Source organism: Rhodococcus sp. PSi06 (assembly GCF_054960675.1).
In genome coordinates this window covers 92712-113495 of sequence record NZ_JBHNYO010000016.1, presented here as the reverse complement: position 1 = coordinate 113495, position 20784 = coordinate 92712, and the positions used below count along the sequence as shown (strand labels likewise).

At 64.0% G+C, this 20784-nt stretch carries 21 protein-coding genes and 1 riboswitch; of the genes, 10 read left to right on the top strand and 11 right to left on the bottom strand.

The window, feature by feature from the left end:
* Nucleotides 1-33 precede the first annotated feature (33 nt).
* The 3 genes from ACFI9K_RS20455 to ACFI9K_RS20445 are packed head-to-tail and all read left to right on the top strand — an operon-like array spanning nucleotide 34 to nucleotide 3230.
* The gene (locus tag ACFI9K_RS20455) at nucleotides 34-747 is read left to right on the top strand and encodes a type 1 glutamine amidotransferase (protein ID WP_462665210.1); all 714 of its coding nucleotides are present in this window, start codon (nucleotides 34-36) and stop codon (nucleotides 745-747) included.
* A 9-nt stretch (nucleotides 748-756) separates the two neighbouring features.
* Complete coding sequence (locus ACFI9K_RS20450) at nucleotides 757-1935, top strand: alpha-hydroxy-acid oxidizing protein (RefSeq protein ID WP_462665209.1); 1179 nt, start codon at nucleotides 757-759, stop codon at nucleotides 1933-1935.
* Nucleotides 1935-3230 (top strand): alpha-amylase family protein, encoded by a 1296-nt coding sequence (locus tag ACFI9K_RS20445; protein ID WP_462665236.1) that lies wholly within the window; start codon nucleotides 1935-1937, stop codon nucleotides 3228-3230. The genes ACFI9K_RS20450 and ACFI9K_RS20445 overlap by 1 nt, the downstream gene beginning before the upstream one ends.
* Nucleotides 3231-3269: 39 nt before the next feature.
* On the opposite strand, the gene ACFI9K_RS20440 is transcribed toward ACFI9K_RS20445, so the two are convergent.
* Both ACFI9K_RS20440 and ACFI9K_RS20435 read right to left on the bottom strand, forming a co-directional pair.
* On the bottom strand, nucleotides 3270-4526 hold the full coding sequence (locus ACFI9K_RS20440) for an MFS transporter (protein WP_462665208.1): 1257 nt from the start codon (nucleotides 4524-4526) through the stop codon (nucleotides 3270-3272).
* A gap of 248 nt (nucleotides 4527-4774) precedes the next feature.
* Nucleotides 4775-5086, bottom strand: a complete 312-nt coding sequence (locus ACFI9K_RS20435) for a hypothetical protein (RefSeq protein WP_462665207.1) — start codon at nucleotides 5084-5086, stop codon at nucleotides 4775-4777.
* Between the two features lie 105 nt (nucleotides 5087-5191).
* A riboswitch (TPP riboswitch) is annotated at nucleotides 5192-5284 on the top strand.
* 47 nt (nucleotides 5285-5331) lie between these two features.
* Between ACFI9K_RS20435 and ACFI9K_RS20430 the strand changes: the two genes are divergently transcribed.
* Both ACFI9K_RS20430 and ACFI9K_RS20425 read left to right on the top strand, forming a co-directional pair.
* Nucleotides 5332-6093, top strand: a complete 762-nt coding sequence (locus ACFI9K_RS20430) for a 3-oxoacyl-ACP reductase (protein WP_462665206.1) — start codon at nucleotides 5332-5334, stop codon at nucleotides 6091-6093.
* 1 nt (nucleotide 6094) lies between these two features.
* A complete protein-coding gene (locus tag ACFI9K_RS20425) occupies nucleotides 6095-7363 on the top strand; it encodes an LLM class flavin-dependent oxidoreductase (RefSeq protein ID WP_462665205.1) in 1269 nt (422 codons plus the stop codon).
* A gap of 12 nt (nucleotides 7364-7375) precedes the next feature.
* On the opposite strand, the gene ACFI9K_RS20420 is transcribed toward ACFI9K_RS20425, so the two are convergent.
* From ACFI9K_RS20420 to ACFI9K_RS20410, 3 genes are all read right to left on the bottom strand, one after another.
* Nucleotides 7376-8266, bottom strand: a complete 891-nt coding sequence (locus tag ACFI9K_RS20420) for an alpha/beta fold hydrolase (protein WP_462665204.1) — start codon at nucleotides 8264-8266, stop codon at nucleotides 7376-7378.
* 12 nt (nucleotides 8267-8278) lie between these two features.
* Nucleotides 8279-9298, bottom strand: a complete 1020-nt coding sequence (locus ACFI9K_RS20415) for a PDR/VanB family oxidoreductase (protein WP_462665235.1) — start codon at nucleotides 9296-9298, stop codon at nucleotides 8279-8281.
* A gap of 83 nt (nucleotides 9299-9381) precedes the next feature.
* Nucleotides 9382-10290 carry a metal-dependent hydrolase gene (locus ACFI9K_RS20410; RefSeq protein WP_462665203.1) on the bottom strand — a complete coding sequence of 303 codons (909 nt, stop codon included), beginning with the start codon at nucleotides 10288-10290 and terminating at the stop codon, nucleotides 9382-9384.
* Nucleotides 10291-10404: 114 nt separating this feature from the next.
* On the opposite strand from ACFI9K_RS20410, the gene ACFI9K_RS20405 reads away from it, so the two are divergent.
* Nucleotides 10405-10920, top strand: a complete 516-nt coding sequence (locus ACFI9K_RS20405) for a hypothetical protein (protein WP_462665202.1) — start codon at nucleotides 10405-10407, stop codon at nucleotides 10918-10920.
* Between the two features lie 126 nt (nucleotides 10921-11046).
* Here ACFI9K_RS20405 and ACFI9K_RS20400 read toward each other — a convergent pair whose 3' ends face one another.
* Nucleotides 11047-11514 (bottom strand): alpha-isopropylmalate synthase regulatory domain-containing protein, encoded by a 468-nt coding sequence (locus tag ACFI9K_RS20400; protein WP_462665201.1) that lies wholly within the window; start codon nucleotides 11512-11514, stop codon nucleotides 11047-11049.
* A 231-nt stretch (nucleotides 11515-11745) separates the two neighbouring features.
* On the opposite strand from ACFI9K_RS20400, the gene ACFI9K_RS20395 reads away from it, so the two are divergent.
* Entirely contained in the window at nucleotides 11746-12948 is a 1203-nt protein-coding gene (locus tag ACFI9K_RS20395; protein ID WP_462665200.1) for an AAA family ATPase, read from the top strand.
* A gap of 23 nt (nucleotides 12949-12971) precedes the next feature.
* Here the strand turns inward: ACFI9K_RS20395 and ACFI9K_RS20390 are convergent, their stop codons facing one another.
* Nucleotides 12972-14138 carry an alkane 1-monooxygenase gene (locus ACFI9K_RS20390; protein WP_462665199.1) on the bottom strand — a complete coding sequence of 389 codons (1167 nt, stop codon included), beginning with the start codon at nucleotides 14136-14138 and terminating at the stop codon, nucleotides 12972-12974.
* Between the two features lie 167 nt (nucleotides 14139-14305).
* Here ACFI9K_RS20390 and ACFI9K_RS20385 point away from each other — a divergent pair, with 167 nt between their 5' ends.
* Together ACFI9K_RS20385 and ACFI9K_RS20380 are read left to right on the top strand one after the other, a co-directional pair.
* Nucleotides 14306-15160: an alpha/beta hydrolase gene (locus ACFI9K_RS20385; protein WP_462665198.1), complete on the top strand. Its 855-nt coding sequence runs from the start codon at nucleotides 14306-14308 to the stop codon at nucleotides 15158-15160.
* A 29-nt stretch (nucleotides 15161-15189) separates the two neighbouring features.
* On the top strand, nucleotides 15190-16035 hold the full coding sequence (locus ACFI9K_RS20380; RefSeq protein ID WP_462665197.1) for a patatin-like phospholipase family protein: 846 nt from the start codon (nucleotides 15190-15192) through the stop codon (nucleotides 16033-16035).
* 10 nt (nucleotides 16036-16045) lie between these two features.
* On the opposite strand, the gene ACFI9K_RS20375 is transcribed toward ACFI9K_RS20380, so the two are convergent.
* On the bottom strand, nucleotides 16046-16954 hold the full coding sequence (locus tag ACFI9K_RS20375) for an amidohydrolase family protein (RefSeq protein ID WP_462665196.1): 909 nt from the start codon (nucleotides 16952-16954) through the stop codon (nucleotides 16046-16048).
* Complete coding sequence (locus tag ACFI9K_RS20370) at nucleotides 16941-17630, bottom strand: dienelactone hydrolase family protein (protein ID WP_462665234.1); 690 nt, start codon at nucleotides 17628-17630, stop codon at nucleotides 16941-16943. Before ACFI9K_RS20370 ends, ACFI9K_RS20375 begins: the two co-directional genes overlap by 14 nt.
* A gap of 103 nt (nucleotides 17631-17733) precedes the next feature.
* Here ACFI9K_RS20370 and ACFI9K_RS20365 point away from each other — a divergent pair, with 103 nt between their 5' ends.
* The gene (locus ACFI9K_RS20365; RefSeq protein ID WP_462665195.1) at nucleotides 17734-18711 is read left to right on the top strand and encodes an NADPH:quinone oxidoreductase family protein; all 978 of its coding nucleotides are present in this window, start codon (nucleotides 17734-17736) and stop codon (nucleotides 18709-18711) included.
* Between the two features lie 33 nt (nucleotides 18712-18744).
* Here ACFI9K_RS20365 and ACFI9K_RS20360 read toward each other — a convergent pair whose 3' ends face one another.
* Nucleotides 18745-20130, bottom strand: a complete 1386-nt coding sequence (locus ACFI9K_RS20360) for an ABC1 kinase family protein (RefSeq protein ID WP_462665194.1) — start codon at nucleotides 20128-20130, stop codon at nucleotides 18745-18747.
* Complete coding sequence (locus ACFI9K_RS20355) at nucleotides 20127-20690, bottom strand: TetR/AcrR family transcriptional regulator (RefSeq protein ID WP_462665193.1); 564 nt, start codon at nucleotides 20688-20690, stop codon at nucleotides 20127-20129. The genes ACFI9K_RS20360 and ACFI9K_RS20355 overlap by 4 nt, the downstream gene beginning before the upstream one ends.
* Nucleotides 20691-20784 lie beyond the last annotated feature (94 nt).

Sequence of the window (20784 nt, the reverse complement as noted above, 5' to 3'; positions counted from 1 at the left end):
GTACGGTGTGCACGAACACCGTAAAGGAGCCCTGTGACACTCACGAACGAACCGCGTGCAGTAGTGCTCGTCCACGATCAGGATCCAATCCTGGCGCGGCGCGATATCGGCACCCTCGCCGCCGAGTTACGCACCAGGGGTTTCCAGTTGGACGTGCATTCCTTCGACCACAGCCCCGACGTGGCACCGCCGCTGCTGTCCGACGCGCAGGTGATGGTGGTCATGGGCTCGCCCGACGCCGCCTACGACGACACGCTGCCCTGGCTTGCTCCGGAGATCGCGTATGTGCAGGAGGCGATCGATGCGCAGGTCCCGATTCTCGGTGTGTGTTTCGGCGGTCAGCTGCTCGCTCGCGTTCTCGGCGGATCGGTACGCAAGTCCGAGCAGCCCGAATACGGATTCGTCGACGTCGAGACCTCCGATCCCACGTTCATCGGACCGGGCCCGTGGATGGAGTTTCACGGCGACACCTTCGATGCGCCGCCTCAGGCCACCGTGATCGCCCGTAACCGGGCCGCGCAACAAGCGTTCGTTCTCGGCCCCCACCTCGGGTTGCAGTTCCATCCCGAGATCGACGTCGATACCTACGACGCATGGGCGGCTGCGTGGGACCGCGATGGTATCGAACACGAGGTGGATGTGGACGAGATCAGAAGAGACATCGCCGACGCGGAACTCGCAGCCCGGGCCCGATGCTCGACTCTGCTGGACGCCTTTCTCGCCCGATCGTCGGCGGTGCCCCGGTAGGGTCGAAAGATGACCGAGGCCAGGCCCAGCAACTTCAGCGATCACCAACTCGGCATCTATGCCGCCGGGATGTTCGCCCAGCAGACACCGCCGATCACGACCAACTTGGCGAGGTTGGTGGATCAGGCCGCAGAGAAGCTGTCGCCCGAGGCTCTGGGCTACATCGTGGCGAGCGCGGGCAGCGGATCGACGGCTCGGGCGAACCGGGCAGCGTTCGACAAGTGGGCCATCGCCCCGCGAATGCTGCGTAGTTCTGCCGCTCGTGATCACGCCTGCACTGTGCTCGGTACCGAGATGCCTGCTCCGTTGTTGATCGCACCGGTGGGAATTCAGACCCTTGCCCACCCCGAGGGCGAACTCGCGACCGTTCGAGCGGCTGCGGAACTCGGTGTGCCATACATACATTCGACTCAGGCCTCGCATTCGTTCGAGCAGATCGCCGAGGCGGGCGGCGATGCGCCGCGCTGGTACCAGCTCTACTGGCCGACGGACGAGTCGGTGTTGCTGAGCTTCCTGCAGCGTGCGAAGGACACCGGATTCACCACCTTGGTGGTAACTCTCGACACGACGCTGCTCGGATGGCGGCCCGCCGACCTGGACCGCGGCTACCTACCGTTCCTGGCGAACCTCGGCATCGAGAACTATCTGACCGACCCGGCGTTCCAGGCCGGGCTGGCCCAGCCGGTGGAGGAGAATCCCGTTGCCGCCGCGATGCATTGGGCGCAGATGTTCCCGAACCCGGGACTGTCGTGGAAGAACCTGTCTTTTCTGCGTGAGCACTGGGACGGTCCGATCGTGCTCAAGGGCATCTGCACCGTGGGCGACGCCCGAGAGGCCGTCGCTCACGGAGTCGACGGCATCGTGGTCTCCAACCACGGCGGACGTCAGATAGACGGTGCCAGGCCGTCTCTCGACGCGCTGCCGTCCATCGTCGATGCGGTCGGTGACGACCTGACGATTCTGTTCGACTCCGGGGTGCGCACCGGCGCGGACATGGCGAAGGCGCTGGCTCTCGGTGCCGACGCAGTTCTTCTGGGCCGACCGTTCCTGTATGGCCTCGCGCTCGGTGGGCAGGAGGGTGTTGCGCACGTATTACGTTGCCTGATTGCGGAATTCGATCTGGTGACCAGCTTGTCCGGTCACACCGGTGCTGCCGAACTGGGCCGCGACTCCATCATGGAGTCATGATGGAGTGGACGAAGCACGCTATCTGGTGGCACCTGTATCCGCTCGGTTTCACCGGCGCACCGGTACATGGTTGGGACGGTGAATCCCAGTCGGATCTGCACCGGCTGAGCAGAATCGAGAAGTGGCTCGACTACGCACTCGAACTCGGTGCTTCGGGCATCGCCCTCGGTCCGATCTTCGAGTCCGAGAAGCACGGCTACGACACCGTCGATTACTACCACGTCGACGGCAGGCTCGGCACCGACGAGGACATCGACTCGTTGATCTCCGCGGCCCACTCCCGCGGCCTGAAGGTGATGTTCGACGGCGTCTTCAACCATGTGGCGCAGAGCTTCCCGAAGTTCCGCGAGGCTTTGGCTCAGGGCCCGGAGTCCGAGGCTGCCGGGTGGTTTCACCTCGATTGGTCCGGAGACGAGCCGACGCACCGAAACTTCGAGGGTCACGACGAACTGGTGGCACTCAACCACGAGAGCCCGCATGTGCAGCAGTACGTCGTGGACGTGCTCTCGCACTGGCTCGAACGTGGCGTCGACGCCTGGCGGCTCGACGCGGCCTACGCGGTGTCGCCCCGGTTCTGGTCCGTGGTGTTGCCCAAGGTGCGGGAAAAGCATTCGGACGCATACTTTCTCGGCGAGGTCATCCACGGCGAATACGACCGAATCGTCTCTGCCTCCACACTGGATTCGGTCACCCAGTACGAACTGTGGAAGGCGATCTGGAGCGGCCTGAGCGAGCTCAATTTCTTCGAACTGTCGCATGCCCTCGAGCGGCACAACGGCTGGTTGGATGCCTTCGTACCCGCCACGTTCGTCGGAAACCACGACGTCAATCGCATCGCCAGCGTCATCGAAGACGAGCGACATCTGGTGCACGCGTTGGTGGTTCTGTTCACCGTCGGCGGGATGCCGATGATCTACTACGGCGACGAGCAGGCCTTCCGCGGCGTCAAGGAGGATCGGGTCGGTGGTGACGACGAGGTGCGTCCCGAGTACCCGGAGTCATCCGAGGACCTGGCTCCGTACGGTTGGCCGGTGTTCCATATCCACCAAGAACTCATCGGTGTCCGGCGGCGAAATCCGTGGTTGTACTCCGCACGCACCGAGACGCTCGAGCTCACGAACACCGCACTGCTCTACCGAGCCTTCGCCGACGACGAATCGATCACCGTGGCATTGAATCTCGGCGACGAGGCAGTTGGCTACGCAGTCGAGGGTGACGCCGTGATCGCCGGTGAGGCGAATCTCGATGGCGGACGGCTGAGCGTTCCGCCCCACGGTTGGGCCATCATCGGCTGAGGTAGTCGGAAGTCGAGAGTTCGTTGCGCTGGATGTCGATCATGGCTGTATCGACAAGCGTTGGTCCAGGCGATTCACAGCCCGAGAACGCATGAGAAGGATTGCGATCACAATTTCCATCACCCCGGCGGTTGCAAGCACCAGTCGCAGTGCCTGATCATGGGAAACTGCGCTGTGCGCAACGAGGAGCACGGGGATGAGGCCCCCCATGAACTGCGCGAAAGGGTAGAGCCCCTGACCCAGTAGTCGTCTTGCACCGAAAACAGCCCCTTGGACATCTGAATCGACGATGCCTTGCCAGAGCGATGTCAATGGAGAATTCGTGCTCTGCGTCGTCAGATTCCGGGCGAAAACGCAGAATGCTGCCGCTCCTGTGATGGAAGTGGCTGCAAGCGCCACGCGACCGAGGAGTCCGCCGAGCATCATCGACAGCGGGACAATTCGCGCTGACCGCGTCGATTTCATCACTGCCTTGATTGTCAAGGCACCTATCAATAGGCCTACGCCGCCCATCGCATTGGTTATGCCCAGGGTAAAAGATCCGCCGATGAGAATCAGCAATGCAGTTACGCTGGCGATCGCAATTCCATTGAAAAAGTTGAAGAACATGAAACTCAATTGGACCTGTCGAAGGTCGGCATCTGCCATGATTATTCGGATTCCGTCTCGGGCGCCTCGGAAAGGGCGTAACGACCTGACTCCACGAGGTCGAGATTCGCCGGCATCAGTGAGCAGAATTGCCATGACCGATATGCCGAACGAGACGGCATCGGCAACGAAGACCCAAAAGATTGGGACGCCCAGCGAGAACACAAGAGCTCCGAGCAAGGGCCCCGCGATCACTGGAGCCGATTCTATGACCGAATACGTCGCGTTCGCTCGGGTGCGATCTCCGAGTCGCTCGATGGATCCGATGACCACCTGAAACGTAATTGTCACGCATGCCGACACTGCACCATTGACCAACAGGACCGGTGCGATCGCTATCGGTGTGGACAGGGCTGCTGTCTGCGAAAGTCCAGCCATGGACATCGCCAGGATGGCGAGTATCGTGTTGCAGCTGATCAGCACAGACCGCCTCGCGAAGTGGTCCGAGATCGATCCGGCCATGGGGGCGAGATAGATCGTTCCGAACGTAATTGCGGCTTGAGCGATCGCAAGCTGCGCAGTGGACCCGGTTCGCGAAAATATCTCGAAGGTCAGCGCGAAAGTTGCGGCGGACGATCCAAGGATGGATACCAACTGGCCGGTGAAGAGAAGGAGAAAACGACTGTCTACCTGGATGATTCGTACCATCTACTCCGCCTGTGCAACTTCGCTCGGTGTTCGACGGAAATCTTTATGTACCTATTCGGGACTACGACCGCGACAACAAGTTAGCAGGAGACACGGCAACGCGCTACGGGTGGACACATCGGTTTCCGATACCGATCACGAGGCGTTGAATGCCGAGTAGACGAATGGCAGCGCAGAGGTCGTTTGTGGCCGGTGACGAGTACTCGAGGGACGGACGGGTAGCGTTCCGCCCCACGGCTGGGCAATCGTCAGCTGAGTGCCCTGGCCGCCTTCGCGCGATCGAAGAAGGCCAGCAGGTGTGTCAGTTGCTCATCGGTGACGGTGAGCTTCACTCGGTCGCCGTTGTAGTGGATCCCGCCGTCGGACGTCCGTAGACCCACGGTCACCGTGGTTCCGCGGCGCGCCGGCTTCGCGTCGACTCCGAGGTGGTCGACATGCCATCGGCACCGACCGCCCGACGCGACGGTCACCGCGGAGTCGAACACCTCGACCGTGCGGTGATCGAGAACGAAGATCACGTTCTCGTCGAGGCGATACTCCAGGTAGAGGCGTTCGGTCATGGCGGCACACTAACTTGTCATCGATCTATTAGGGCGTCTACCGGATGGGCTAGAGAGCCGTATCGACGGCAATGCAGCGCTACGACACCGCAGGTAGGTACAGTCGAACGCGACACGGGGTGCCCGACAGGGCTGAGATCACACCCGTCGAACCTGATCTGGTTAGGACCAGCGAAGGGAATGTCGTGACGTTCGGTATTCCTGTCTCTCGTGACGGTCCCGACCTCGAACGAGAGGCGAGGCGCATGAACCTAGACGAGCAGACAGTGTTGGTCACCGGGGGTGGGCGCGGACTGGGAGCCGCGATCGCCGCGGCGTTCGCCGGTCACGGCGCACGCGTCGTGATCGATTACCGGAACAGCAAAGATGCTGCCGAAGCGTTGGCGGACCAGCTCGGCGATCGTGCGTTCGCGGTTCAGGGCGATGTGACCGACGAGAGTGCGGTGGCCTCGGTGTTCGACTCTGCACGTGCACATTTCGGCACCTCGATCACCACAGTCGTCAACAACGCACTGGCTGACTTCTCGTTCGACGGTGATGCCCGACCGAAGGCCGACACGATCACCTGGGATCGGTTCGACGCTCAGCTGCGAGGCAGTGTCCGGGCGGCGTTGCTCACCACGCAGGCGGCGCTGCCGGGCATGCGAGACATAGGTTTCGGCCGAATCATCAACGTGGGCACCAACTTGTTCCAGAATCCGGTGGTGCCTTACCACGACTACACCGCGTCGAAGGCCGCCCTGCTCTCGCTGACCCGAACGTTGTCCGCGGACCTGGGTGCGGACAACATCACCGTCAACATGGTGTCGGGCGGCCTGCTGCGGACCACCGACGCCAGTGCAGCGACCCCGGCCGAGGTCTTCGACTTCATCGCCGCGTCTACTCCGCTGCAACGGGTCACCACGCCGGAGGAATTCGCTGATGCCCTGTTGTTCTTCGCCTCGCCGTGGGCGCGGTCGGTGACCGGTCAGAATCTCGTCGTCGACGGCGGCCTGGTCAAGAACTGACATGCATCTCAACGCGTTTCTGTACGGCTGCGGTCATCACAGTGCAGCGTGGCGGCACCCTGATTCACGGGTAGAGGATCTGGGCGACATCTCGTACTACGAGGAGCTTGCGCAACTCGCCGAACGGGGAAAGTTCGACGCGGTGTTCTTCGCCGACGGTCATTCTGTTCGTGACCCGGCGGGAGCGGGAACCTGGTTCCTCGAACCGATCACAGCGCTGTCTGCCATGGCCCGAGCGACCACCCACATCGGTCTGGTCACCACGGTGTCGTCGACCTTCTACACCCCGTTCCATGCCGCGCGAATGCTGGCGTCGTTGGACCACATCAGCGGCGGCCGCGCCGGCTGGAACGTCGTCACCTCCATGTTCGACGCCGAAGCGCGCAATCACGGAATGGATGCCATCCCGGCTCGCGAGGACCGCTACGGACGTGCGGCGGAGTTCGTCGATACTGCACTGGCGCTATGGGATTCGTGGGACGACGATGCCATGACGTTGGATCGAACCGGGATGTATGCAGACCCGGCCAAGGTGCATGCCATCGACCACGAGGGCACCCACTTTCGGGTGGACGGCCCGTTGACGGTACCGCGGTCGCCGCAGGGTAGGCCGGTTCTGTTCCAGGCGGGGGCGTCGGGGCCGGGTCGTGATCTCGCTGCCACGTACGCCGAGGCCATCTATGCCGTCGCCTACGATCTCGTTGCAGCGCAGAGCTATTACGAGGATATGAAGGGGCGCATCGCCCACGCGGGCCGCGACAGTGCAGCAGTGGGCATCATGCCGGGGTTGGTGACGTACATCGGATCGACGATGGACGAGGCGCATCGGAAGAAGGCCGAGCTGGACGTGTTGTTACCGACGGAGCAGTCCCTGGCGATGCTGTCGACGTTCACCGGGCAGGATTGTGCTGCTTGGGAACTCGATGAGCCGGTGCCGGCACTGCCACCCGCGTCCGAGTTCCCCGGACCGCAAGGCCGGTACGAGACCATCCTGCGCATCGTCGAGAAGGATCGCCCGACGGTGCGTGCGCTGCTGGGCACCCTCGCGGCCGGCGGCGGTCATGCGACGATGATCGGCACGCCGGAGTCCATCGCCGACGAAATGGAATCGTGGATGGGTCGCGGTGCCGACGGCTTCAACCTGATGTGCCCGCGCTACCCGGACTCACTGGCCGACTTCGTCGAGCACGTGGTCCCGATTCTGCAGCAGCGTGGCCTGTTTCGATCCGAATACACGTCGTCGACGCTACGGGGTCACCTGACCGGATGATCCGAGCCGGGTTCAGTCCAGCGAGTCGATGAATTCCCTTGTCAATCGGGAGATGTCGTCGGCATGCGAGATCGGTGACCAGTGCCCCGCCGGAATGTCGTTGCGCGTCAGGTTCTTCACCCACTTGCCGGTGTCCTCGTAGTGATAGGGCCGCACCGCGACGTCCTCGGTGTTGACGATGAGGTGCACCGGGATGTCGATGTACCGATCCCGCGGATTGGTCAGGATCGGAATGATGTTGGCGCGGTACAGCTTGGTGCCGTTGGTCGCGTCGGACCACAGCGTGGGGTTCTGGGTGACGAGCTTCGGATCGACTCCGGAGAACTCCTGGAGGAACGCCGGCCAGCCCTTGGCGAACTGTCGTTTGATCCGCAGGTTGGCAAGGATCGGGATATGGAAGGTGGCGGTGTACCAGGACGCTCGTGTCTGGGCGAGGACCTGTTTGATGCCGGCGAGACTGGGGCGACGCAGGCGGGACTGTGACCACTTGCCGAGGTGATCGAGATTCGGTCCCGAAATCGAGGTGTAGGAACGGATTCGATCTTTCGCCTGCGGCTGGGCCGCGGCCTCCCAGACCTCGACGGCACCCCAGTCGTGAGCGAGCACGTGCACCGGTGCATCGGGGCTGACCGCATCTGCCACGGCGTAGAAGTCCGACGCGAGGCGGGCCAACTTGTACGCCGACTGCTCGGTGGGCACCGTGCTTTCGCCGGCTCCGCGTGAGTCGTAGCTGATCACCCGAAAGCGGTCTTCGAGCTGCGGCACGATGTGGCTCCACAGTTCGTGCGTGTCCGGCCACCCGTGCACGAGCACGATGGGGTCGCCGTCGGGGTTGCCGCTCTCGAACACCGCCAACCGAATGCCCTCGTTGACGACCGTGGTACGAACCGCGTTGCTGCTCACTGTCTTTCCGTTCTATAGATCGAGTACGAGGCGCGCGCTTTTAGCACGTGACACGCAGATGAGCATGTGATCGCGCTGCTCCTCCGGGGTCAATCGCGACTCCAGGTGCTCGGGCTCGCCGGACAGCACCCGAACCTTGCAGGTACCACAGAAGCCCTGCTGGCACGAGTACGCGATATTGGGCTTGCGTTCCTTGACCGCAGTGAGCACCGACGCGTCGGCTGCGACGTCGAGCACAGCTCCACTGCTGATCAGCTGCACCTCGAACGGTGTGCCGTCGAGGATCGGCGGCGGGCCGAAACGCTCGAAATGCAATGCTGTGGCGGGGCACTGGCGAAAGTCGCGGCGGACGGCGTCGAGCATGGGGGTAGGGCCGCAGCAGTAGACGGCACCGCCAGCGGGTGCGCGCTCGAGCAATTCACCCTCGGCGGGGTACCCGTGCACGTCGTCGGTCCGGATGAACACGCGGTCCGAGTCCCAGCTCTCGATTTCGTCGAGAAAAGGCATCGTGTCGCGAGAGCGACCGCAGTACACGAACTGCCAGTCCATCCCGAGGATCCGAGCCGCACGGACCATGGCGATGATCGGGGTGATCCCGATGCCCCCCGCGATGAACAGAGCACTGCCCTCCGCGACGAAGGGAAAGCCGTTGCGCGGCCCGCGAACGGTGACCTCGGTGCCGGGTTCGAGTGCATGCATCTCGATGGATCCGCCTGCGCCGGTGGGTATTCGGCGTACGGCGATGCGGTAGCAACTGCGGTCCGACGGGTCGCCGCACAGTGAGTACTGCCGACGTCGACCCGACGGTAGGTGCAGATCGAGGTGGCAGCCAGGATGCCAAGTCGGCAATTGCTCACCCGTCGGCGAGGCGAGGGTCAGAGCAGCGACATCGTTGTCCTCCGCGACGATTTCGCGGTTCACAACCACCAGCCGCAGGGCGGAATCGGGATTGTGGCCGGCTACTGCGTCGTCGTACTCCTTGCCGGCCGTCGCATGCATGTAGCCGTTGAGGAACGTTCCGAGCATCTGCATCGAACGATCGGGGCGGGGACGTCCGCGGAGATCCGGCGGCGGGTCCTTGGGGAACAGCCGTGGAACGCGACGCGTCGACAGTTTCACCGCGCCGCTGCCTGCGCGGCCGGTGACGACGCCAGGTAGCGCACGGCCTGAGCCGTGGAGCCCTCCTGGCTGGGGTGATACGACTTCTTCAGGTAGCGCGACATGCTGCGGCCGACGTGCGTCAGCGCCGGCAGGGTGCCGCGGCGAACCGACTTGCGCCACAGGGCCGATCGGGGCTTGCGGACCGACCTGGGGGCACCCTGCAGCTCGGGGTCGTTCTTCATCAGGAAGATGATCCCGCGCTGCCAGATGTACGCCATCAACGGCACGACCACGACGAACGTACGCAGACGACGAACCTCGCGCTTGTCGAAGTAGCGCAGGGTGTCGTACGCGACCGAGCGATGCTCCACCTCTTCGGCACCGTGCCACCGCAGCAGATCGAGCATGGTGGGGTGGATGCCCGCGCGGTCGAGGCCGTCGGCGTTCAGCACCCAGTCGCCGAGGAATGCCGTGACGTGTTCGATGGCAGCGATGAGGGCCAGCCGCTCGACGAGGTTGTTCTTCGATCGCAGGCTCGTCACCGAATCTGCTCCGAGCACTTTGCCGAAGGTCCAGTCCATCTGGTCGGTGAACGGCTTCGGGTCGAGTCCGTTGGCTTCGAGGTGTACGAGGACGCCGGTGTGTGCCTCGGCGTGGACAGCCTCCTGGCCGATGAACCCGATGACGTCGTCGCGCAGCTTCTCGTCGTCGATGTAGGGCAGCGCCTCTTTGAAGGTGTCGACGAACCAGTGCTCGCCGGCGGGCAGAATGAGGTGCAGCACGTTGAGCACGTGCGTGGTGTACGGGTCGCCGGGCACCCAGTGCATCGGCAGATCGCTCCAGTCGAACTTCACGTTCCTGGCCTGAAGCATCACTTCGCCCGGGTCCGATGCGGTGGCACTGGCGGCATTGCGCTCGATCATCGAGTCGACCTCCTCCACGTCCACGCTGTGGCCGATGCCACAGCGCGCAAATTAGTATAAACATCGGTTACAGGTAAAAGGAACCGTGTCGGCAGCAAATGAGAGACTCGTGCCATGACCGACCCCTCCCCATCGGCTGTTCCCCCGAACAGCGTCCCCGTTGCCTGGCCCATCGAGTGGCCCGTCGACGTGCGTCGAATCGCCGACGCCACAGTCGATGCCCTTGCTGCTGTCATGGCGCAGGATCCGATCGCGTTCGACGAGGCCGTCGAACTGTTGGACCGCTCGGACGCGGCCAAGGCCGGGCACGTGCATGCGGAGATGGTACGGAGTTTGCTCGAAGAGGTATATAGCGACGGCTTGACCGCGGAGAACGTGCAGGAAGTGCTCGCCAGGACGGCGCGTGGGGCCGATTGGCTTCCGAGCCTCGACATCGCCGGATTCGTCGAGGTGCTCACCGGTGCGCTGGGCGTGACCGACGTCGAGGAGCAGTCGCGTTCGCGGCCGCGACCTGCGCACGCCCTGTTGGTGGTGGCGGATCTACTCGCAGTTCGTCGAAGTCGCGCCGAGACGTATGTGCGCCGCGCACTCGCCGAGATTCACCGCGCGCAGACGGTGGAGATGCCCTAGCGAGATCTTTCACTCTCTTGCTCCAGCACTAGAGAGGCGAAGAAAACGATACCGGTGCTGAACTCGAAGTTATGGACACCTTTCGACGATTTTTCGTCCACAACTTCGAGTTCGCGCCGGTTGGGGCTACAGATGCAACAGATTGGCACCCGCGACGACGGCCCGGATCGACGACAGCGTCGCATCGGCGTCGATGGCCATCGCCCATTCGTGGCGTCCGTCACGCTCCACCAGAACGAAGGTGGCCGTCTCCTCGCCGATGCTCTGCTGGTGAAACGAAAGAATCTCGATGGAGAATCCCGCGTCGTACAGCATCGAGGTCAGTGCCTCGATTGGACCGTAAGTCGTTGCGGCACAAGTGGTGATGGCGTCCGCGATACCGAAGGTCGCGTCGAACGAGGTCTTGCCGCCGGTGGCCCTCGCCGCCGTCCACGAACCGAGCCGAAGCGGGCCCGAGGTGGGCGAGAAGCGGTCGGTGAAGTTCGACCACGACATGTGGTGCCAGGTGATCTCGTTGCGCATCGTGCGCGGCAGAGCGCAGCCGAAACGGGCATGGAACGGATCGGTGGTGAGAGAAGAAGCAAGAGCATTCATGGGAGTGGTCTTCCGAATGTGAAGGGAGGACCGAACAGGTAGCACGACGACCCGCAGCGAGGGGTCGGTCCGAATCAGACCCCGCTACGGCGGCGTACTACGAGAATGCGCTTCACACCGCCGAAAGTAGTCCTTCGTTGTGGTCGCGCGCAAGTATCGAACGAATACGGATCTCTAGGACACGAGCTAGATGTCCGCATATATCGGACGATTCGTTGTAACTTTGGCCCCATGGACCCCGTGCGTAACCCCTACGCTCCCGGCGCCGGCCAGCGCCCACCCGAGCTCGCAGGTCGAAAGAAGCAGCTCGACGCCTTCGACGTGGTGCTCGAACGGATAACCCGCGGCAGGCCGGAACGCAGTGTGGTGCTCACCGGGCTGCGGGGCGTCGGGAAGACGGTGCTGCTCAACCAACTCCGATCTGCGGCCATCGCGCGCGGCTGGGGAACCGGGAAGATCGAGGCTCGTCCCGACCAGGAATTGCGTCGACCGCTGTCGTCTGCCCTGCACATGGCGGTCCGCGGGATCGCGGCATCGCATCGCGATCCCGAACGCGTGGACGAATTTCTCGGCGTGCTGAAGGCCTTCGCTCTGCGTTCCACCGCCGACAAGGGCATGCGGGAGAGGTGGCAACCTGGCATCGACGTGCCGGCCAAGACAGGTCGTGCCGACTCCGGCGACATCGAGATCGACCTCGTGGAACTGTTGCTCGACGCCTCCGCGCTGGCCGGCGATGTGGGCGTGGGTATCGCCATCTTCATCGACGAGATGCAGGACCTCGGTCCCGCAGACATCTCCGCATTGTGCGCGGCCTGCCACGAGCTCAGCCAGGACACCGCGCCGCTGATCATCGTCGGAGCCGGACTACCGCATCTGCCTGCGGTGCTGTCGGCGTCCAAGAGCTACTCCGAGCGGCTGTTCAGCTACCACCGCATCGGTCGGCTCGAACGCGCAGCGGCAGACCTCGCGTTGATCGCTCCGGCCGATCGGGAAGACGTCGAGTTCACCCCCGATGCACTCGATGCGTTGTACGCAGCCGCCGACGGCTATCCGTACTTCGTGCAGGCCTACGGCAAGGCGACGTGGGATCTTGCGGCCGACAGCCCCATCTCCATCGAGGACGTCCGCGTCGCCGCCCCCACCGCGGAAGAGGAACTGGCCGTCGGATTCTTCGGTTCTCGCTACGAGCGCGCAACGCCCGCCGAGCGTGAATACATGCGCGCGATGGCAGAACTGTCGGTGGACGACGGCTCCGTGCCGACCGCTGCCGTGGCCACCGAGCTGGGGCGCAAGCCGGCGTCGCTGTCGCCTGCCCGTGATGGGCTGATCAAGAAGGGCCTGATCTACTCGGCCGAGCGCGGCACCATCGCCTTCACGGTGCCGCACTTCGGCCGCTATCTGCGGGCGCAGACCGACGAGCCCGCAGCGGTATAGAACTGTCAGTGCACCTGGGCTCGCTAGTTGCACAGTTGCTCGAGCCTTCTTACAGCCCTGGCGTCGGAGCGGTCTACGTTGACGAGGTCTGCGTCACCGTCGTAGAAGTCGATCAGCCGCTGGTCCATCACTCGACGCCACAGCGGCGGAACCAGCGAGCAGAAGATCATCACCGCATACCCGGCCGGCAGCTGCGGGGATTCGTCGACGGTGCGCAAAGCCTGGTACCGGCGCACGGGATTCGCGTGATGGTCGCTGTGACGCTGTAGGTGGTACAGGAACAGGTTGCTCCACAGGTGGTCACTGTTCCAGCTGTCCCGATGAGTCGGTTTTCCGTATCGCCCGCTCGGCCGCTTCTGCCGTAGCAGCCCGTAGTGCTCGAGATAGTTGGCCGCCTCGTACAGAACGATGGCGATCGCAGCCTGCAGCACCAGATACGGCACGGTCACGGAGCCGAACACGGCGATCAGTACGCCGAACAAAGCGACGCTCATGGCCGCGGCGTTGAACAGGTTGTTGCGATACGACCACCGCGACAGGCCCTGACGCGCGAGGCGTCGGGATTCCAGCTCCCAGGCCGAGCGCAGGCCGTGTACGACCGTGCGCGGCAGGAACTTCCAGAACGATTCACCGAATTTCGCCGACGCAGGATCCTCTGGGGTGGCGACGCGAAGGTGGTGGCCGTGATTGTGCTCGACGTAGAAGTGGCCGTACAGAGACTGTGCCAGCGTCACCTTCGAGAGCCATCGTTCGAGGCGCTCCCTCTTGTGGCCCAGTTCGTGTGCGGCGTTGATGCCGACCCCGCCGACGATGCCGACGGTGATGGCCAGCCCGATCCGCTCGGGAACCCCGAGTGGTCCGTGCGCCCACAGATAGCAGGCCGCGATGAGCCCTGCGTACTGCAACGGCAGGAACAGGTAGACGCACCACCGGTAGTAGGGGTCCTTTTCCAGAGCGGACAGCGCCTCGTCGGGAGGATTGCTTCGGTCGACACCGGCGAATCTGTCCACCAAGGGCAGCGCAACACCCATGATCATCAGGCCGAGGGTCCAGAATGCGCCGGGCCCGAGGAGGGTCACCAGACCCCACGCCAGGAACGGGCTCAGTGGGATCGTCAGTCCCAGCGGCCACAGGTAGCGCTTCGGGTCGCGCCACCGAGGCGACGTACTGGTGGCGGACTCATCGCGCATTCTGTGTTCGTAACTTCCCGGTTGTGGCCGAACCTCGGGATCGAGGGGCGACGGTAGTGGCGTCTCACAAGGACATCGTCTGCTTTGCCAGGATAGTTACTCGAGCGAATCTTTGCGGGTTCGCCGATGGGCCATCGCACGACCCACCACCCTTGTACGGTGACCGCATGAAGCATGTCGATTCGTCGTTCACGGGAGTCCACGGAACCCGAATCGTCTACGACGTCTGGACCCCAGAGAACACGCCGACCGGGGTTGTCGTACTGGCCCACGGACTGGCCGAGCATGCAGGCCGATACCGCCACGTCATCGAACGCCTCGGCTCTCTCGGTCTGGTCGTCTATGCGCCCGATCATCGAGGGCACGGACGCTCCGGCGGCAAGCGGGTGACACTGGCCGCGTGGTCCGACTTCACCGACGACCTGCACACCTTGTTCGGTATTGCAGCCGACGAATACCCCGACAAACGCACCTTCCTGCTCGGCCACAGCATGGGCGGCGCGATCGCACTGTCCTACGCCCTCGACCATCAGGCCGACCTCGATGGACTGATGCTGTCCGGCCCAGCGGTCGTCCCCACCGTGGGGCAGCCCAAAGCACTGGTGGCGGTAGGCAAGATCCTCGGACGCCTGATACCGGCCGCTCCCGTACTCAAGCTCGACCCCAACCTGGTCTCGCGTGACAAGACCGTCGTCGACGCCTATGTTGCCGATCCGTTGGGCTACCACGGCAGCGTCACGGCGGGTCTCGCCGCGGCGATGCTCGGCGTCGGAGACACGTTCCCGGCGCGCCTGCCGTCGCTGACGATCCCGGTATTGCTGCAGCACGGAACCGCGGACGGATTGGCCGATGTCTCCGGCAGCGAACTCATCGCCGAGCTGGCCGGATCCGACGACCTGACGCTGAAGAAGTACGACGGCCTGTTCCACGAAGTGTTCAACGAGCCGGAGAAGGAGCGCGTACTCGACGACCTCATCGCCTGGCTGCGTCCGCGAGTCCAGACCAGCGCTGTAAGTTCCTGACGGATCTTTTCGATGAAGGGAGTAAGGCCATGACCAGGCGAGCACTCGTATTGGGCGGCGGCGGAGTCGCAGGAATTGCGTGGCAGACGGGTGTCCTACTGGGATTGGCAGAATCGGGAGCCGACGTCACCGACGCCGAGATGCTGTTGGGCACCTCGGCCGGTTCCTCGGTCGCGGCGCAGATTTCGAGCCCAGCGACGATGGCCGAGCTGTACGAGCGTCAAGCAGACGAGGCGAGGCAGGATGTCGAGCCGCACGCCGAGGCGACCATCGACGAGTTGGTCTCCATGCTGGCCCGGGCGGCGCAGAATTCGGACGGCAGTGCGATCGACACTCGCAGGCGCATCGGCAGCGAGGCGCTGGCGGCGTCGACGATCACCGAACGTGAGCGACGCGCCATCATCGAACGACGGTTGCCGTCGCACTCATGGCCGAACCGTGACCTGCGCATCGTCACCGTCGACGCGGTGACCGGTCGGCATCGGGTTCTCGATCGCGGCTCGGGCGTGCAGCTGATCGACGCGGTGGCCGCGAGCTGCGCGATCCCGGGCATGTGGCCACCGGTGACGATAGGCGATCACCGCTACGTCGACGGCGGCATTCGAGCCAGCGAAAATGCCGATCTCGCAGTCGGATTCGAGAAGGTGCTGGTGCTCAAGGTCGGTGCTCTCGACCTCGAGGACGATCCTTTCGAGATCGAACGGGAACGCCTGGTCAAGGGCGGTTCCAAGGTGGAAGTGATTGCCCCCGACGCCGATTCGTCGGCGGCCATCGGACCCGATGCCACCGACATCGCCGTCCGATCGGCTGCGGCCGTGGCCGGACGAGCACAGGGCAATGCCATCGCCGCGCGTATTGCCGAATTCTGGGTCTAGGGCACCCGCTTCAGCCGAACAGCGCAGCGCCGTTGCCCCAGCACACCGAGCGAACCCAATCGTCTCCCAGGTCCAGGCGGCGCACTGCGGTCAGGGCATCCAGGTAGGGGTACGGGATATTGGGAAAGTCGCTACCGAACAGAATGCGATCCTGGAGATCGAGGAGCCGCGGTAGCTCGTGTCTCGGAAGCGGTGCCGCCGCCTCCGAGAAGTCGGTGAACGCCATGGTGGTGTCCAGGCGAACGTTCTCGTAGCGATCGGCCAAGTCGAGAAACTCGGTGTACTCGGGCATGCCCATGTGCGCGATGATCAGCGGTAGCGTCGGGAACCGTTGCAGCAGATCTGAAATCGGCCCAGGTCCGGTGTGAGTGCCGGGTGCCGGGCCGGAGCCGCAGTGGATCACCACCGGAACCTGGGCGTCCGAGAGCGCACCCCAGACACCGTCCAACAGGGGGTCGTTCGGCGAGTAGTCGCCGACCTGTATGTGCGACTTGAAGATTCGAGCGCCGGCGGCGAGAGCATGCTCGACGTACTCGGTGGCCCCTTCCTCGGGGTAGAACGTGGCGGTGTGCAGGCAGTCGGGGGTGCGCGCGGCGAAATCGGCACCCCAGGAATTGAGCCATGCTGCCATCGCCGGCTTGTGGGGGTAGATCATCGAGGTGAACTTCTTCACCCCGAACCCGCGAATGACCTGCAGCCGTCGGTCTTCGGCGAAGCGATAGGAAATGGGCCACTCGCTGCCGGTCAGCGGCCCGGCACTGTCGAAGTAGCTCCACACCTTGTCCATCACGTTCTTCGGCATGAAGTGTGTATGCACGTCGAACAGGCCGGGCAACGCAAGCTCGGTCCAGAAGGCGACGATGCGTTCGGTCTCGTCGAGCAGCTCGGCGTCGGACCGCGGTTGTTCAGCGTGCGACATGCGCATCGAACCACTCGAGAGTCTTCCCCCAGGCGTCGGCCGCGGCGTCGGCGTCGAACACTGCGGGGCGGTCGTCGCAGTGGAAACCGTGCTTGCCCTGGGCGTAACGGGTGATCTCGGTGTCGACAGGAGCAGTAGCAGTGATCTCACGCAGCGTCTCGACCTCCTGGAACGGGATGCCCTCGTCCAGGTCTCCGAAGAAGCCGTGCCAGGGCGTCTGAAGGGCGTCGCCTACCGAGGCCATCGCGGGATAACCGAAGCGGCCTTTCGTGATGCCACCTCCGTAGAAGGTTGCTGCCGCACCGAGGGGGCGGCGAACAGCGGTCTGGAACGCCACAGTGCCGCCCATGCAGAAGCCGACGATGGCGATCGACGAGGGCTCGAATCCCAGTTCGGCGAGTGCACTCGCCGCCGCGTCCACGTCGGAGTCCACCTCGTCCGCCTTCAATTTCCCGATGGCGGCCATGGCCGAGTCCATGTCCGAGTAGTCGAGCACGGTGACGCCGTCCTGCCGGTGGAACAGGTGCGGAGCGACCGCGACCCACCCTGCGGCTGCGACTCGATTGCACACGTCGACGATGTGATCGGTGACGCCGAAGGCTTCCTGGATGACGATGACGCCGCCGCGGGCGGTGCCGTTGGGCTGTATGACGGTGAGGGGAGTGGTGTTCACCATTCGATTGGAGCACATCCCGCTTCCTGTATGCCGGTATCCACGGTGGGTTCAGCAGTTTTGTACGGTGGCTGGCAGGGAACGATCCCGACCGAGAGGACCATTCATGCGCGCGGTACAGATCTCCAGCCTCGACGGACCCGACTCGGTGAGCGTGGTGGATATCGACGAGCCGGCTCCGGGTGATGGATCGGTGGTCATCGAGGTTCATGCCGCAGGCGTCGCCTTTCCCGATGCGTTGCTCACCCGTGGGCTGTACCAGTACAAGCCGGAACTGCCCTTCGTGCCCGGAAGCGAGATCGCCGGTGTCGTCCGATCCGCTCCGGCGGACTCCGGCTTCTCGGCAGGCGATCGCGTCGCGGCGCTGACCGGGTTGAGCGACGGTATGGCCGAGGTCGCCGTGGTCTCACCCGATACGGTGTTCGCGCTGCCGGAGTCGGTGTCGCTCACCGCAGGGGCCGGACTGTTGTTCAACGACTTGACGGTGCACTTCGCGCTTCGTGAACGCGGCCGGCTGGCACCGGGTGAGACCGTGCTGGTGCACGGTGCCGCCGGTGGTATCGGAACCTCGGCGTTGCGGATGGCTCCGGTTCTCGGTGCGTCCCGGGTGATCGCCGTGGTGAGCTCTGAGGCCAAGGCCGACATCGCCCGCTCCGCGGGAGCCACCGATGTCGTTCTCGTCGACGGTTGGAAGGACGCGGTCAAGGAACTGACCGGCGGTCGCGGTGTCGACGTGGTGGTCGATCCGGTGGGCGGCGACCGGTTCACCGACAGCATCCGTTCGCTCGCACCCTCGGGCCGAATCCTGGTGTTGGGCTTCACCGGTGGCGAGATCCCGACCGTCAAGGTCAATCGGTTGCTGCTCAACAATGTCGAGGTCGTCGGCGTCGGCTGGGGCGCGTGGTGGATGACGCGGCCGGGTTACCTCGCTACCCAGTGGGCCGAGATCGAGCCACTGCTCGCCGACGGTTCACTGGTAGCACCCGAGCCCTCGGTGTATCCGGCTGCCGAGGCTGCCGCAGCCATCGCCTCGCTGGAAAACCGCACTGCCGCAGGTAAAGTGGTGCTCGACTTCTCGCGCTGACGCGGCTCTGCACCACGGCGTCGAGTTGCCGGGTCACTCCGGCAGCTCGACTCCCCTCGCCTCGGCCAAGGCGGCTATCTCGGCGGGGAAGACATTCTTGAAGACGAACGGATCCGTGCCCAAAGCCCAGTTTGGTGCGAGTTCGATGGCGTATCTCTCGAAGTAGCCGAGTTGCTTGGCCACCAGAATCAGCTCCTCGGGACTCGAGGTCTTGTACTGCTTTCCCATGCTCACCAGCGCACGGATGAAGTCCGCCAGACTGAAGTGAGCGAGGGTCGTCGAGAGCATCGGAGCGAACACCGATTGCAGTATTGCTCCCACCTCGGCGTCCGAACCCATCTGTGGTGCAACAATTCCCAGACGCTTGACGGTGTCGGCGAGACGGGCGAAGTCGCCGTCGATCACGGTGGCGTGAAACAGGTCGAGTAGCAGTTTGCGCCACTGCTCGTCCACCTCGCCCATGACGCCGAAGTCGAGGAACGCCACCCTGCCGTCGTCGAGCACCCACACATTGCCTGCGTGTACGTCACCGTGGAATAGGCCGTGCAGCACAAGGGCTTCCATCCAAACCTTGGCCGCCCGGCGCACGATTAGCTCGGACTGCTCGCCCGGCTCGTAGCGGTCGAGTGGGGAGCCGTGCATCAGTTCCATACAGATGACCCGGCCGCCGCAATAGTCGAAGTGCACCTCTGGAGCGGTGACATGTCCATTGTCTCCGAATGCGCTGATCGCGGTGCGAAAGCTGTCCTGCCGCTTCGCTTCCACGGCACTGTCCAGTTCGGCGAACGTAGCGGCATGCAGGTCCACGATGATGGCCGACGCATTGGCGGTGGCGAAGAACGGAATGAACTTCTCCAGCCCGCGGGCGATGAGATATGCGATGCGTAGGTCGATCTTCATGCGGTGGTAGATGCCCCGTCGCTGCACCTTCATGACAACTTCGCGCCCGTTGTCACGGCGCACGCACAGATGCACCTGAGCAACCGAGGCGGACGAGAGCGGCACGTCGTCGAACGAGGAGAACAGATCGTCGATCCCGCGGCCGAGGTCGGCCTCGATCACCGCGCGCGCCACCGAACCGGGAAACGGTGGAACCTCGTCGAGGCACCGCAGGCACGTATCGGCAAGGACTTTGGGGAACAACCCCGGTGAGGAACCCATCAGTTGCCCGACCTTGACGAACGTGGGGCCGAGAGCGAAGAAGGCGTCGACGACGGCCTCCGATGCGTACACCGGCCACCCGCGTCGGGGCGCACGAACCCAGCGGCCGATCGCCACGAACTGGAAGTACGTCAATACCGAACCGATGACGATGAGCCGCAGCAGTTCTCGAATCCCGAAGGTCTTCAGCTCGGGTGCGGGCTTGGGTGTCATGGGCCTGGGTGTCGTGGGCTCGGGCGTCGCGTCGTCGGGGGTCATGCGTGCGCTCCCGCGGGCAGGCGTGCAGCCGATGCTTCGAGCCGCGACAACAGTCGAAGGAATCTTGTCTCGTCATCCGAGGCGCGCGACAGCACCAACGCACCTTGGATACCCGCGACGATCTCCTCGGCGAGCTCGGCCGCCGACTCGCCGTGTCCGAGGCGGTTCAGTACCGGGGTGAGGGCCTCGATCCAGTGAGCGAAATGTGTTGCGACGCGTCCGGAGAAGGTTGCGCGTTCCAGTCCGAGTGTGAACGCACCGAACAGGCACACCAGCCGGTGGGAACGAAAGTAGCGGGCGGTTTGCTCGAACATCTCGTGCGTGGTCGACGCGGCGTCGGTGCCGTGCCGCAGGGGCTCGAACACGTTGTGGTGGAACCACTGCTCCACGTCGTCGAGGACGGCCTCGGCCATCTCCTGCTTGCCCCGCGGAAAGTAGTGGTAGAGACTGCCTTTCCCCAGGCCGGTCTTCCTGCTGATGACCGCGAGGGACGAACCGTCGAACCCGTGGTCGCGGAACACTCCTGCGAGTATCGGCACCACGTCGTGGCGATCGCTCATGAGCCGGTACTGTACCAATCGGTACAAGGCGGCTGTATCGGGGTTGCGGGAGTGGAGCCTGCGGAATGACCCAGCAGGCCGGGAGTGGAGCCTG